Annotated in this window: 14 protein-coding genes; 7 read left to right on the forward strand and 7 right to left on the reverse strand. The window is 67.9% G+C overall.

Annotated elements, in window-relative coordinates; all coding sequences use genetic code 11:
* Nucleotides 1-17: 17 nt before the first annotated feature.
* Both ACIPRS_RS09240 and ACIPRS_RS09245 read right to left on the reverse strand, forming a co-directional pair.
* Nucleotides 18-632 (reverse strand): hypothetical protein, encoded by a 615-nt coding sequence (locus ACIPRS_RS09240; RefSeq protein ID WP_446538339.1) that lies wholly within the window; start codon nucleotides 630-632, stop codon nucleotides 18-20.
* An 81-nt stretch (nucleotides 633-713) separates the two neighbouring features.
* A complete protein-coding gene (locus ACIPRS_RS09245) occupies nucleotides 714-2,003 on the reverse strand; it encodes a glycoside hydrolase family 2 TIM barrel-domain containing protein (RefSeq protein ID WP_446538340.1) in 1,290 nt (429 codons plus the stop codon).
* Nucleotides 2,004-2,085: 82 nt separating this feature from the next.
* On the opposite strand from ACIPRS_RS09245, the gene ACIPRS_RS09250 reads away from it, so the two are divergent.
* Complete coding sequence (locus tag ACIPRS_RS09250; protein ID WP_192202218.1) at nucleotides 2,086-2,472, forward strand: DUF6165 family protein; 387 nt, start codon at nucleotides 2,086-2,088, stop codon at nucleotides 2,470-2,472.
* Between the two features lie 9 nt (nucleotides 2,473-2,481).
* Here ACIPRS_RS09250 and ACIPRS_RS09255 read toward each other — a convergent pair whose 3' ends face one another.
* Nucleotides 2,482-2,682, reverse strand: a complete 201-nt coding sequence (locus tag ACIPRS_RS09255; protein WP_337731691.1) for a hypothetical protein — start codon at nucleotides 2,680-2,682, stop codon at nucleotides 2,482-2,484.
* 169 nt (nucleotides 2,683-2,851) lie between these two features.
* On the opposite strand from ACIPRS_RS09255, the gene ACIPRS_RS09260 reads away from it, so the two are divergent.
* A complete protein-coding gene (locus ACIPRS_RS09260; protein WP_446538341.1) occupies nucleotides 2,852-3,670 on the forward strand; it encodes a hypothetical protein in 819 nt (272 codons plus the stop codon).
* 102 nt (nucleotides 3,671-3,772) lie between these two features.
* Nucleotides 3,773-4,807, forward strand: a complete 1,035-nt coding sequence (locus tag ACIPRS_RS09265; RefSeq protein WP_446538342.1) for an NAD(P)H-dependent flavin oxidoreductase — start codon at nucleotides 3,773-3,775, stop codon at nucleotides 4,805-4,807.
* A gap of 49 nt (nucleotides 4,808-4,856) precedes the next feature.
* Here the strand turns inward: ACIPRS_RS09265 and ACIPRS_RS09270 are convergent, their stop codons facing one another.
* The 3 genes from ACIPRS_RS09270 to ACIPRS_RS09280 all read right to left on the reverse strand — a co-directional run bounded on the left by ACIPRS_RS09270 (nucleotide 4,857) and on the right by ACIPRS_RS09280 (nucleotide 7,468).
* Nucleotides 4,857-5,492: a hypothetical protein gene (locus ACIPRS_RS09270; protein ID WP_446538343.1), complete on the reverse strand. Its 636-nt coding sequence runs from the start codon at nucleotides 5,490-5,492 to the stop codon at nucleotides 4,857-4,859.
* A gap of 114 nt (nucleotides 5,493-5,606) precedes the next feature.
* Nucleotides 5,607-7,097, reverse strand: coding sequence for a ComEC/Rec2 family competence protein (locus tag ACIPRS_RS09275; RefSeq protein WP_446538344.1), 1,491 nt, complete (start codon nucleotides 7,095-7,097; stop codon nucleotides 5,607-5,609).
* Between the two features lie 173 nt (nucleotides 7,098-7,270).
* A complete protein-coding gene (locus ACIPRS_RS09280; protein WP_446538345.1) occupies nucleotides 7,271-7,468 on the reverse strand; it encodes a hypothetical protein in 198 nt (65 codons plus the stop codon).
* 199 nt (nucleotides 7,469-7,667) lie between these two features.
* On the opposite strand from ACIPRS_RS09280, the gene ACIPRS_RS09285 reads away from it, so the two are divergent.
* From ACIPRS_RS09285 to ACIPRS_RS09300, 4 genes are all read left to right on the forward strand, one after another.
* Nucleotides 7,668-9,122 (forward strand): M20/M25/M40 family metallo-hydrolase, encoded by a 1,455-nt coding sequence (locus tag ACIPRS_RS09285; RefSeq protein WP_446538346.1) that lies wholly within the window; start codon nucleotides 7,668-7,670, stop codon nucleotides 9,120-9,122.
* 53 nt (nucleotides 9,123-9,175) lie between these two features.
* Nucleotides 9,176-9,604, forward strand: coding sequence for a hypothetical protein (locus ACIPRS_RS09290; RefSeq protein ID WP_446538347.1), 429 nt, complete (start codon nucleotides 9,176-9,178; stop codon nucleotides 9,602-9,604).
* 178 nt (nucleotides 9,605-9,782) lie between these two features.
* Complete coding sequence (locus ACIPRS_RS09295; protein WP_446538348.1) at nucleotides 9,783-10,937, forward strand: sensor histidine kinase; 1,155 nt, start codon at nucleotides 9,783-9,785, stop codon at nucleotides 10,935-10,937.
* A complete protein-coding gene (locus tag ACIPRS_RS09300; protein WP_446538349.1) occupies nucleotides 10,931-11,677 on the forward strand; it encodes a LytR/AlgR family response regulator transcription factor in 747 nt (248 codons plus the stop codon). Before ACIPRS_RS09295 ends, ACIPRS_RS09300 begins: the two co-directional genes overlap by 7 nt.
* 18 nt (nucleotides 11,678-11,695) lie before the next feature.
* On the opposite strand, the gene ACIPRS_RS09305 is transcribed toward ACIPRS_RS09300, so the two are convergent.
* Nucleotides 11,696-12,775: a hypothetical protein gene (locus tag ACIPRS_RS09305; protein WP_446538350.1), complete on the reverse strand. Its 1,080-nt coding sequence runs from the start codon at nucleotides 12,773-12,775 to the stop codon at nucleotides 11,696-11,698.
* Between the last annotated feature and the right edge of the window lie 215 nt (nucleotides 12,776-12,990).

The following is a 12,990-nucleotide window of genomic DNA, read 5'->3' on the forward strand; positions in this document are numbered from 1 at the left end:
TCAGCCCCCGCACTGCCTCACTTGGCGACGAACTTCAGCGGTCCCGTGTACTGCGGCCAGGCGATCGAGGCGGGGCCACGCGTGTTGAGCGCGGTTTCCGGCGTTTCGCCGGCCTCGGTCATGACGCGCGTCATCAGTGTGGGCATCCAGAAATTGACCGCGAAGGTCGCGTCGCGACGGATCACCGGATTCACCGACAGCGTGGTGGTCTTGCCCGGCTCGATCCGGAACGTCACCACGTCCTCGTTCACGAACGCGCCCCGTTCCAGCACCTTCTTCACGCTGAACGCGGTGGTCATCTCCAGGCCGATGCCGGTGACGCGGTAGTCGCCCGCCGGCAACGAAAGGGTCTCCTGCTGGCCGTAGCGGGTCATGTGGTTGAGCGGGAAATCGATGAACTGCTTGTTGACCAGCGAGAACACCACCTGGCCATCGCGCACGCCCCATTCCAGCGCGCCGCTCTTCAGCTGCTCGTCGACCTTCTTCGGCAGTTCCTTCTCACTGGTGAACGGCTTGACGTCCACCACCAGCGTACCGGTCTCCACCACCGCCGCCTGCGGCGCCTGCTCCTGCGCCGACACGGACACCGCCACGCCCGCCTGCAGCAGCAGGCCCATCATCAAGTTCCGCATCAAGTTCCCCTGGAGGCGCCCCCCGGCGCGCATGCGCCATTCCATCGCAGTCCGGCCGGGCGCGCAATCCTGCGGCTCGGCTCAGCGTTCCGTCACGCGGAACGGCAGGTTGGCGTATGCGGCATGGCCCTGCCCATCGAGCACGTCCACGAACAGCCGGTACGCACCGGGCTTGCCGGGGGCAGCGAAACGCACCCCGCCCTCGCCGTCGTCCTGCATCGCCAACATCACCTCCGGCGGCACGTCCTCGCGATCGCCGCCGATGCTGGTGGCGGTGGTTTCGTGCAGCACCGTCCAGCGATAGCGCAGCGTGTCGCCGTCGGCGTCGCACGCATCGACCTGCGCGGTGTATTCCCTGCCCGGCTCCAGCGTGATGCTGTCGATGGCGCGCCGACCGTCCAGCGTCAACGGCTGGACCGATGGCGCACGGTTGGACGGCCACGCGCCGGTCCAGACGTACTGCATCGCATCCACCGCCGGCGTGCTCTCCCCGCTCGGCAGGAACAGGCCGTACCACGTGGGCGTGCGCTCCTGCTTGTTGCCCCACAGGAACACGTACGAACCCAGTCCCTGTTCCGTATCCGCTGCGATCACCTCTTCGTAGCGCTGTTGCAACAGCATCGCCTTGCGCGAGGCATCGTCCTCGATCGGCGCCTTCCACGCCGTCAGCGGGCTTTCCCAGTGCCCGGTCGGGCCCCATTCGGTGACCACGTACGGACCGGTCCAGCCGCTGGTCGCCAGCTTCTCCGGCAATGCGCCGATGTCGCCGTAAAGCTGGATGCCGATCAGGTCCAGCGACGGCGCGCGCGCCTTCAACAGGTCGATCAGCTTCCGGTCGAAACCGGCCAGCGTGGTCATCACCGGGTGGTGCGGGTCCTCGCGATGGATCATGTCCGCGATCTGCCCGACCGCATTCCACACCTTCGGGTTGCTGTAATGCAGGTTCAGTTCGTTGCCCACCACCCACATCAGCACGGCGGGATGGTCGCTGTAGAGGCCCACTTCCCGGCGGATGCGTTCGAGCTGTTCCGCCACCGCGGCGTCGTTGTCGTAGTCGAAGCCATGACGCTCGTTGCCCACCTCGATGCCCATCGCCACCTTCAGCCCGTTGCGCTGCGCGCGGTCCAGCATCGCGCGCACGTCGACGTGATCGGTTCCCGTGCTCCAGGTGCGGAAGCTGTTGCCGCCTCGCGCGGCCAGCGCCTCCTGACCGGCGCCGGCCATGCCGGCCCCTTTCACGTGGAAGGGCTTTCCGTCCACCAGCAATACGTATGCGCCCTCCTGCTGCACGATGCGGACCTGCGACGGCGCCGCGACTGCCCACGCGGGCACGGCCAGGGCAAGGATCGACACGAACAGGCGCTGCAGCATGCGGGCGTTCTCCGGCCATAAGGACGACGGGGCATCATGCCACGCAGCCCGTCGCGGCACGGACGGGCGCTAGAATGCCGGCATGAATACCATCCTGATCCCCGTCTCCATCGGCGAACTGGCCGACAAACTCTCCATCCTCGAAATCAAGGCCGAGCGCATCGACGATGCCGGCAAGCGCGCGCACGTGCAGGTGGAACTGGATGGCCTGAACGCCCTGTGGAGCGGGCTGGCGGCCGCGCAGCCGGAACTGGCGGGCCTGAAGGTGGATCTGCGCACCATCAACGAATTGATGTGGGACGTGCAGGACGCCTTGCGCGCCAAGGAAGCGGCGCAGGCCTTCGACGCCGACTTCATCGCCCTGGCACGCGCGGTGGCGCAGCACAACGGCAAGCGCATCGAAGTGAAGAACACGATCAACCGCCTGGCCGGCTCGCGCTTCATCGAAGAGAAGCAGTACCAGGCCTGACGGCAGCGCTCACGCCGCGCCGTGGCGCTCGCGGATCACCTGCAGGCGTTCGCGGTAGTACAGCGCATCGGCGGCGATCTTCGGCGGGTTGTCCGCCAGCCACTCCAGCGCGTCACGCAGGATCGCCGCCTTGTCGGCTTCGGGGGCTTCCAGCGCGGTGTCCACGCGGTCCAGCTGCAGGATGACGTCTTCGCGGGTGGTCTGTGCCATGGCCATGCTCCTCCGGGATGGGTTACAGCGTAAGACGGCGCGCGTCATCACCACGTCATGGCGTGCTCCGCGCGCGTCCGCAGAGGCCGGTTCCCTCGTCTCTGCCGTCCGGCTCACGCCCTGAGACACGAATCCTGATCATGTCCCGATTGATCCGGAGTCCTGTCCCATGTGCGGCTACTGCACGGAACACAGCGCGTTCGCCGCGCATCTGGTCGCGCTGGAAGCGCGCGTACCGCTTGCGCCCGATCCCCTCCTCCTGCCCGTCCACCTGCAGGAAGCCACCGACTGGCAGCAGACCTGGTTGCGCGCGGCGGCGCCGGACGATCCCGTCGCCGCCATCGTGATGCTGTGTCGCGCGTGGACCGACCGGCTGGACGGGAAGACCGGGACGCCGCTGCGCGATGTCCTGGGACCTGCGTTACACGAGCGCCTGCAACAATGGCTCGCCGCGTGCGACCTGCCCGATGCCTGGGCGTGGCTCCGGCACACGGAGGGCGAACCACCCCATCCCCTGCCCCTCGACGACGCGCGCGATGCGCTGGATGCGTACCTGGCCGGCTGGCTGCTCGCGCAGGAAGGAACGTCTCCGGCATGGGACGAAGCCCTGCTGCATGAACGACTGCCGCAACTCTCGGTGGCACTGGACATCCTCCGGCGTGATGCGCCCGACGACGATCGCATCCACCGGCTCGCACTCTCGTCACCCGGCACCGGATCGCCCTTCAGCGCCATCGACCTGTGGCTGCAGCGCCGTGCCGTGCGTGCGCTGGTCGCACGCCAGGGCATGGCATCCGTCGCCACTCTGGTGGACCGTCTGCGCAGCCCCATCCTTCTCGCCGCCGTGCTGCACGGCGAGATGGACCACCATGATCTTCTGCATCTGCAAGCCGCACTGCCGGGCCATCCGGACACCGGATCGGAAGGCGCGCACAACCTGCATGCGGCGGTTGCCTTGCTGCTGGAATCGGGAATGGCTGTGCAGTAAGGGCGCCACATGCGAGGCGTACCACTGCGCCTGGTCATGCCGATGGAATGGAGAACCTGACGCGAGCGTAAGCTACCCACCGCACGTCGCCGGAGTTCCGCCATGGCTCTCATCCCGTCCCTGCCGGGCATCGACCTTCCGCTCATCCAGGCGCCCATGGCGGGCGTGCAGGATGAAGCGCTCGCACTGGCCGTGGCCCACGCGGGCGGCCTCGGTTCGATGCCATGCGCGCTGCTCAGCGCAACGCAGCTGGAAGCGGCCCTGCAGACGTTCGCCACGCTGGACCGCCCCATCAACCTCAACTTCTTCTGCCACGCGATGGCGGATCCCGACCCGGCGGATGAGCAGCAATGGCGGAACGCGCTCGCGCCGTACTTCGACGCGTTCGGCGTCGAACCTCCGCCGCCCTCCACGGCCGGTGCACGCCGGCCTATCGATGCGGCCACCGTGGATCTGCTGGAACCGTTCCAGCCGAAGGTCCTCAGTTTCCACTTCGGCCTGCCCGACGCCGCCCTGATGGCGCGCATGAAGGCGTGGGGCGCACGGGTGATGGCGTCCGCCACCACGGTGGAGGAAGGCCGCTGGCTGCAGCAACGCGGTGTCGACCTGGTGATCGCGCAGGGGATCGAAGCGGGCGGCCATCGCGGGCATTTCCTTGCCGACGACCTCACCGCGCAACCGCCCACCCTCGACCTCGTCACCGCGCTGTCGAAGGTGCTGACGGTGCCGGTCATCGCGGCAGGCGGCATCGGCGACCGGACCGATGTGCAGCGGCTGCTGGCGGCGGGCGCCAGCGCGGTGCAGGCCGGCACCGCCTATCTGTTGTGCCCGGAAGCCACCACCTCGGCCGTGCATCGCGCCGCGCTCCAGCAGGAGGGCCGCGACAGCGCGATCACCAACCTGTTCAGTGGCCGCCCCGCGCGCGGCCTGGTCAATCGCCTGATGCGCGACCTCGGCGCGATCTCCACGCTGCCGCCCGCCTTCCCCTGGGCATCGCAGGCCCTCGCCCCCCTGCGTGCGGCGGCGGAAGCGCGCGGGCGGGATGACTTCTCGCCGCTGTGGTCAGGCACGCGTCCCGGCCGGTTCCCCGGCGTGGGCGCTGCGGCGGTGACGCGGGCGTTGATGGGGATGGACTGAGGGGTGCCGCAGGCGGGGCGACCCGACCTCCCACCTCCGTCGGCCTGCCTCAATGACGGTGGGTGTGGAACGGAGTCGCGGTACAACGCCAGTACGGAATCAGCTTGCTGCGGATGCCCTTGAACGAAGACACATCGAAGCGCCGGGTGGCAAAGGTGCCGGTGGGCGTGTGGCGCAGCATGATCTCCACCTCGCGCGCATTTTCCAGCGCGTCCATCAGGTTCTCGTCGCTGTACCAGACCTCCCAGTTGATCGCGATGGCATGGTCGCGGCCCGGCGAGCCCTGCACATCGAAGCGACCGGGGAAGGGTTTGCCATCCAGCATCACACGCACGGCGTCGGTGTCCCAGGTGCGTGGACGGGTGCGGTCCTTGAGCTCGTCACGGAACTGCAGGCTGGACGTCATCAGGTCCGACAATGCACGGTGGTCGGGGGGACGCAGGTCGTGCGATTCATCCGAGGCAGCGTGACTGAAGGAAATGCCGAGGGTGAAGGTCTCGTTCGGCCCGGCATTGGGCGACGCGATGGAATAGCGCGCGGTCCCCACGATGACGCCACCCAGTTCACTCCGGTGCCAGCCTTCGATCTCGGTATCCGGCAGCGCCGGCTTCGTGCACTGCTGCGACCAGGCGGTGGCAGGCAGCACGGCGAACAGAAGGGCCAGCCAGCCCGGACATCTGGACATCGAATTCCCCTGGTGGATGGCGCCCTCCCCAGGGCGCGACAGGGCTACTAAAGCACGCTTCCGGCGAAGGCGCCATCGTGGCGGAGGGCATGCGCGTGCATCGCATGGGAACCGTCAGAAACGCGCCGGAAACGTCCTGACACTCCACTCCGCGTTCTTCTCGTCCAGCGTCGCTGCCAGCAGGGTCTCGCCATCCGTGCGCACGTTGACCAGACCATAGACCAGGCCCGACACCACGTAGGCCCCCCGTGCCTTGCGGGATCCCTTCTTCGGGCGCAGATCGCCCGCCTTGGTGGTGCGGTAATGCAGCGTGGTGCGGGCAAGATCGTCGCCCTCGACGGCCGCACCGCCGGGCACCTCGATCCTGTCCAGCTTGCCGACCGCGTAGGAGCGGGCGAGTTCGGTGGAGTACACCAGCGGCGTCACGATCTCGTCCTTCACCACCGTCAGGTGGCCCGTCGCGCCGCTGGCGGCCACGATGGCCGGCCGCGGGTGGTCGTGTCCCTCCGCGTCCCCCGATGAAATGATGGTCGCCGAGGGCGCCATCGCCTGGAGGAAGGCCAGCGACACATCCGCGCTTCCATGGTGGCAGGCCTTGGCCACGTCGCACTGCAGTTCCAGCAGGCTGCCGGCCATCGCGTGCAGGATGTCCTGCTGCGCGCCCTTGTTCAGATCGCCCGTCAACAGGGTGCGCGTGCGCCCGTAGTCGACGCGCAGCAGGATGCTGTGGCCGTTGGTGTTGAGCTCGCTCCGGCCGAGGTTGCGCAGCGCCGCGCGTCCCTGCACCTCGGCCTCGATGGGGGCCAGCACGCGGATGGATACGTCGCTGGTGTCGGGGTCGAAGCCGGGGAGCCAGGGCGTCTCGTCGCTGAGCCTGGCGAACACGCAATGGCCACCATCGGCGGTGGTGGTATCGGCCACGCGCCGGATGAACTTCGCCCACTCGCCCTGCAACGGCCGGGGGCTTGCGGCATCCAGGCCCTGCAGCGCGGAATCGCGGTCATCCAGCAGGTCGACCAGGTAGCGTTCGCCGTCGTGTTCCACCACCTCGCCGAGCGACCGCTTCCCGCCCAGCGTCCACCACGAAACACCGGCGTGATAGAAGCGGTCGACGTGGATGGCCTCGGCATCCAGCTCCTCGGTCACGTCGACGCCCAGCAGATCGGAAAGTCCGCCGTAGTGGTCCTCGTCGTTGTGCGACGAGATCAGGGCGTCCAGCTCCACGCTCGACAGTCCGTAATCCTTCACGAACTTCCAGTCGATGAAATCCGCCGCCGATTTTCCGCTGGGCTGCTTGTCGCGCGGAAATCCCCCGTCGATGAGGATGTGCTGGAAGGAGGGGGTCTTCACCAGCACGCCGTCGCCCTGCCCCACATCGATGAAGTAGAACTCCAGCAGCGATGTGCCATCGAGCGCGGAGGCCAGCACCCATCCCGTCCTGCCGCGCGCGGTGACCTTGCGCCGGCTGCCGGTGCCCGGCGCGCCTTCGAATTTCACCCCGTCGCCCCACAGCAGGTACGCGAAGGCCTTCCCTTCCTCGGCCGCGTCGTACATCGGCACGGGCTTCCTGGATCCAACGAACGCGTCGAACGGATTGTCGATCATGGGGTTCCTCACGGGACCGTGGCGAAGGAGGGACGCGACCCGGGCAATGGCCATGTTCGCGCTCCTCCATGCCAACGCCATGACCATGCACACAAGGTCATCCATCGGTCGGGCGGCTTCGCTCGAAGCATCCCGTGTGTCGGCGCATCCCTGCTGGGGGGCTTGAGCCCGCCCTACACCGCCCTGTGCAGGCCGCGGATGCCGAACCAGACCAGGACAGCGGCCAACGACAGGAAGGTCGCGGCGATCGCAGCTTCGCCTCCCGCCAGCGGCAGTCCCAGCGCGCGCGTGGGCAGGGAGGCATCGTAGAGACTGACGGTGGCGAGCACCACGCCGCCGATGATCAGCACGGTGGATCGTAGTTTCTTCATGCGATTGCTCCGTTGCGGCCTGATGGCGGGGAGCAGGGTCGTGCGCGCGCCGGGGCACACGCAACCCGCGTGCGACCAAGCCACCGGAGATCCGACGAAACGGGGTATCGGATGACGGGCTTCACCCGCGTGGACCGGCTGTGGAAGTGGTAGCGTGGCAGCCGCAACGCTGCAGGCCGTCATCCGGGGGGATGCCACGATGAAACTGTTCTTGCCGGGTCCGATGACACTGCTGCTCTCCCTGCTGATCAGCTTTTTCCTGCTGAGGTCGGACACCCTGCGGGCGGTGCAGGCGTCCGGGGTGCACGCACCTGCCGTTTCCCACGGGGTGGCCCGATGGAAGGCGACGCGCGTTGCCGATGCGACCCAGGCGCCCCCCGTGCATCACGTCCAGGCAGGCGGGACAACAGCCCCGCCCGTGGTGGTGGCGCCGCCGTCGCAGACCGACCCGTTCGCGCCGGTGTACATCGTGACCTCGCGCGACACCTGGCAGGGGATCCGCGGCCTGGCCCGTGATGCGGTCGCGCGGCGCGACAGCACCGGCACGCCGCTGGTGATTTCCGAAACCCGGGCCGACCGCCTCGGCGAGATCAGCCGCTACGTGCATGTCAGCGAGCGCCGGTGCGGCGGCTATTTCGCATTCCCCAGCCGCGCGCAGGCCGAGGCCTTCGTCAGTGCGGATCGCGCGAAGCAGGCGATGACGAAATCACTGGCCGCCGGCTACACGCTCGACAACCAGGCCACCGTGAGCCGCTGGTTGCCGCAGGTGCAGGAACAGCGCCTCTACGACACCATCAACCACCTCTCCAGCTATCGCAACCGCTACTTCGCCAGCAGCCACGGCAAGACATCGGCCGAATGGATCCGGGACCACTGGCAATCGCTCGCCGCCGGCCGCGATGATGTCAGCACGGAGTTGTTCACCGCCTGCGCGAACTGCAGCACGCAGCCTTCGGTCATCCTCACCATCCAGGGCCGGGACCTGCCCAACGACGTCGTCGTACTGGGCGCGCACCTGGACTCGATCAACGGCAGCAATCCCTACGATCCCAACCAGCATGCGCCTGGCGCCGACGACGATGCATCGGGCATCGCCACGCTCACCGAAACGCTGCGCATCGCACTGGCCGACGGCTGGCAGCCGCGGCGCACGGTGAAGTTCATGGGGTATGCCGCCGAGGAAGTCGGCCTGCGCGGCTCGCATGCCATCGCGCAGTCGTTCCGCGCCAGCGGCGTCAACGTGGTCAGCGTGCTGCAGGTGGACATGACCAACTACAAGTCGGGCGCGGTGACGGACATGAAACTGATCAGCGACTACTCCAACACCGATCTGAAGAATTTCTTCATCACCCTGTTCGATACCTACCTGGCGCCGATGGGCCTGACGCGCAGCAGCGTGGCCTGTGGTTACGCGTGCTCCGACCATGCGTCATGGACGAACGCCGGCTATCCCGCGGCGATGATGTTCGAGGCCGGCGGGCCGAACGGCAGCTTCCCCTACATCCACACGCCCCAGGACACACTGGCGACGATGGGGGAATCGGCGCAGCACAGCGTCAAGTTCACCCAGTTCGCCCTGGCCTATCTCGGCGAGACCGCCAAGACGCGCGGGAAGGTCACCGGAGGGCCGGCGCAGGTGTTGCCGGTGCAGTGAACCGGCGGACGGCGGGATGAGGACGGTGGCAGCGGCAGTTGCCGCGAGTGCCGATGTCGTTGATCACCGCGCCGGTGCGGGTCGTCCCCACCCGATTGAGCGGGTTCGAAGCCGGATCCGATGATGGCGTCGCGCCATCGGCCGCCCTCGCAGGGTGGACCGCAGGCACCCGCCTCTTCAAAGGAACCCGGATGAATACCCAGCACCTCCTCATCAGCGCGCTGTTCATCGCTTCGCTCACCGGCTGCTCGGCCGTGGCCACCAAGACCAACACCCTGTCCGACGAGCGCATCCTGTCCGAAACCGGCGGCGTGCTGGGCCTGTCGCCGTCGGAGCTGACCCTCGTCGAACGCCGCACCGAAGGCGTCAACACCTACGTGACGCTCAAGGCCAGCAACGGCAAGACCTATGCCTGCACCGTCAATGGCGGCAATCTGTTCTCGTTCGGCATGACCAACCCGCCCGTCTGCAACCCGCGCTGAGCACCGTCGCGCCGCGCACCGTCCGTCCATCGACACCGCCTTGCGAGCGCAGCGTCGCAGGTCTGGCCTTCACCCTCCGCCGGAAGCAACCCCGGCCGTCCGCGCTGTCGATGCACGCGGCTGCCCTGTCCCGCACAATGCCAGTCATCTGTCGGAAGGCCGGGGACTGACGCACGCCATGCACGACCACGCTGACACCGCCTTTCCGCGCACGCACGGGACACCGCGCCGCGGGCGTGTGCGCTTCGCCGTGCTGGTCGCGGTCATCACCGGGTGGTGGGCGCTGTACGGACTGATGCTGGCGCGACAGCTGGTCGACATGCGGTCCGCCGACGGCGAGGTGTACGGCTGGACAGGCGCGCTGACGTACGCCATCGGCAGCACCTGGGCCTGGGTGCCGATGACCGTGGTGGCGTATCTGGTGGTGTCGCGCTTTCCGCTGGGCGGCCAGCACCTCGGGAGGAACGTCGCCATCAATGCAGGCCTGGTGGCCGGCTTCATCGTGGCAAAGGCGATATACGCCTGGCTGTCCAATCCTCTTTTCGCCTGGTATCCGACGCTGCCGCCCATGCTCGACCTGCTGGGTACCAGCGTCAGCAACAACCTGATCCTCGGCATCATGGTGGTCGCCATGGTTCACGGCATCGTCTATTTCGAGCACACCGAAGACCGCCAGCACCGGGTGACGGCGCTGGAGAAAAGCCTGGCGCTGGCGCGGCTGGAGGCGGTGCGCGCGCAGCTGAATCCGCACTTCCTGTTCAACGCGCTCAACTCGGTGGCCGAGCTGATGCAGACCGACGTGGACCAGGCCGACCGCATGCTGGTCGCCATCTGCGACATGCTGCGCGACGGGCTGCGTGCCGACCAACTGCAGGAGCGGCCACTGCGCGACGAGCTGAAGCACGTCACCAACTACCTGATGATCGAAGAGATCCGGTTGGGCCCACGCGTCAACGCCACCGTGCGGGTGGACGACGCGTGCCTGGATATCCCGGTTCCCACACTGTCCCTGCAGCCGCTGGTGGAGAACGCCATCGTCCATGCGATCGCGCGATCGCGCGCCCCGGGCTGGGTGACCGTGGCCGCCTGGCAGCAGGGACAGACGCTGCACCTGTCGGTGGAGAACTCGCGCGCCGTCGAAGGCGCGCGCAAGGACGGCAACGGCATGGGGCAACGCGCGGTGGAAGAACGGCTACGCCTGCTCTACGGCGAGCGCGGCCAGCTGCATCGGGGCGAAAACGACCCGGACGTCTACCGCGTGGATCTGCAGGTGCCGCTGCCCGATCCCCGTCCACTGACCGCCGCGCCAGCCGCGAGGGAAGCAACGTGCTGACCGCGGTCATCGTCGACGACGAACCGCTGGCACGGCAGCGGTTGCGACGCCTGCTGGGCAAGGTCGCCGGTACGGTCATCCAGGTGGTGGCGGAGTGCACCGATGTGGATGAACTCATGCGCCTGGCGCGGCGCACGCAGGTGGACGTGCTCTTCCTCGACATCGAGCTGCCGGGGGGCAACGGCTTCACCGCGCTGCGACGGTGGAACGGCCCGCCGCCCAAGGTCGTATTCGTCAGCGCCTACGACCAGCACGGCGTACGGGCGTTCGAGGACAGGGCGATCGATTACCTGCTCAAGCCGGTCTCGGCGGAGCGGCTGCGGGACACCGTGTCGCGCCTGGTGGCGCTGCCCGACAAACCGCCGCGCACGTTGCCGGCCAGCGGGCGCCCGCTGTCACTGCAGCTGGGCCGCCGCACCATGCGCGTGGACCAGGCGGATATCCAGGTCGTGCGTGCGCAGGGCAACTACCTGGACATCGAAACGAAGCTGGGTACGTTCACGTACCGGCGTCCGCTGGGTGAGTTCATCAAGGAACTCGATGCCACCGCATTCCTGCGCGCACACCGATCCTCGGTGGTCCGCATCGCCGCCGTCACGGAAATCCTGACCCTGGGCTCCGGCCGCTACCGCCTGACGCTGGATTGCGGACGGGTGATCGTGACCGGGCGCCGCTATCGGGACGACGTCCAGTCGCTCCTGGCGACCCCGCCGTCCGCATCCGCATCCGCATCGGCCTGAGGTCGTCAGACGTGTCCGTCAGTTCTCCGGGGTATTGAGGAGGGATCGGCACATGCCGCCCGCCGGTCCTTCGGAACGGATGCGGATGTCCGCCACACGCCACGCCTGGGTCTTGTCGGGAACGGTCACGAAGCTGACGTCGCACGAGGTATAGGCGCCGGATTGCGACAGCACACGACCCGATGCCGCGCTCACGACCGCCGACCGGGTATCCGCCTCGTCGCTGTAGCTGATGAACCGCATCCCGGATGCCTCCGTCACCTGCGGATTCGCGCCGAGCCGGGCCAGCGCCAGCGCCTCAGGTTTGCCCAGCCACACCATCAGCATCGACCCCTCCAGTTCGGTGACCTTCCTGCCTGCCTGGACCTTCCTCGCAATCGCGAGGAACTCCTGCTCGGTCCGGTCCGCTTCGATGATCGGTTGCGCGAACGCCCGCGCCTCCGCATCCAGCGTCTCCATCTTCGCGCCCACCGCCGCCAGTTCGCTCCGGTTCTTCGCGATCTCCGCCTCGGTCAATCGCCTGTCCCTCGCCCCTCCCGGCTTCTGCGCCTTCCAGATATCCCGCCAGACGAAGCTCCCCACGGTGACGATGCTCGTCGCCTGGGCGACCGAGATGACCTCGCCGATCCCGAGCGGCGCCAGGCCCGCGTTGAACCTGGCGGGATCCAACGCGTCCCATCCTCCTGCCGCATGGAGTGCGGACCGCGTCAGGAGCTCATTGCAGGCCAGCATGCCGGCCTTTCTGTAGGCGGGATTCGAAAGGGATTGCCACGGGGTGGCCGGCAGCGGCACGTTGTCCGCGTCGCGGGTGAACTGATAGCTGCGCTCGCCCATGCGCCAACGCTGCGGCGCCGCAACCGCGGGGCCCGTCGCGCGCCTGGGCGTCGCCGATGGCGCGGAATCGGCCGGACATTCGAACTGCAACTTCAGCACGGTCCAGTCCGGCTTGCCCGCATTCTCGTAAAGACCGAAGACCTCGATCTCGCGGATCGACGTGGTCCCCAGCATCGCGTCCATCGGCGTGCGGTCGGCCATCATGAGCTGGGTGAAGTAGAGCTCCCGGTCGCCGGGATCGCCTTGCGCGTGCAGCATCAGCATGTTCGCCCATCCCATGCCCGGCAAGGCCGCAAATGCCATCGCGACCAGCGCGCGCGCCGCGCGACGCCTTCCTGTTCTCATCCTGACTGTCTCCACACCCTTCCTCCGTCCAGCGTCGATCACGAATAAGCCGTTGTCGGCAGCGACAACCGATGACACCCGGTCCGCCTCCGTCGGTCGTCCCCGGCCCCGGTTGTGGGGCTGGACGTGCCTGC

This window comes from Pseudoxanthomonas sp. LARHCG66, from assembly GCF_052871755.1.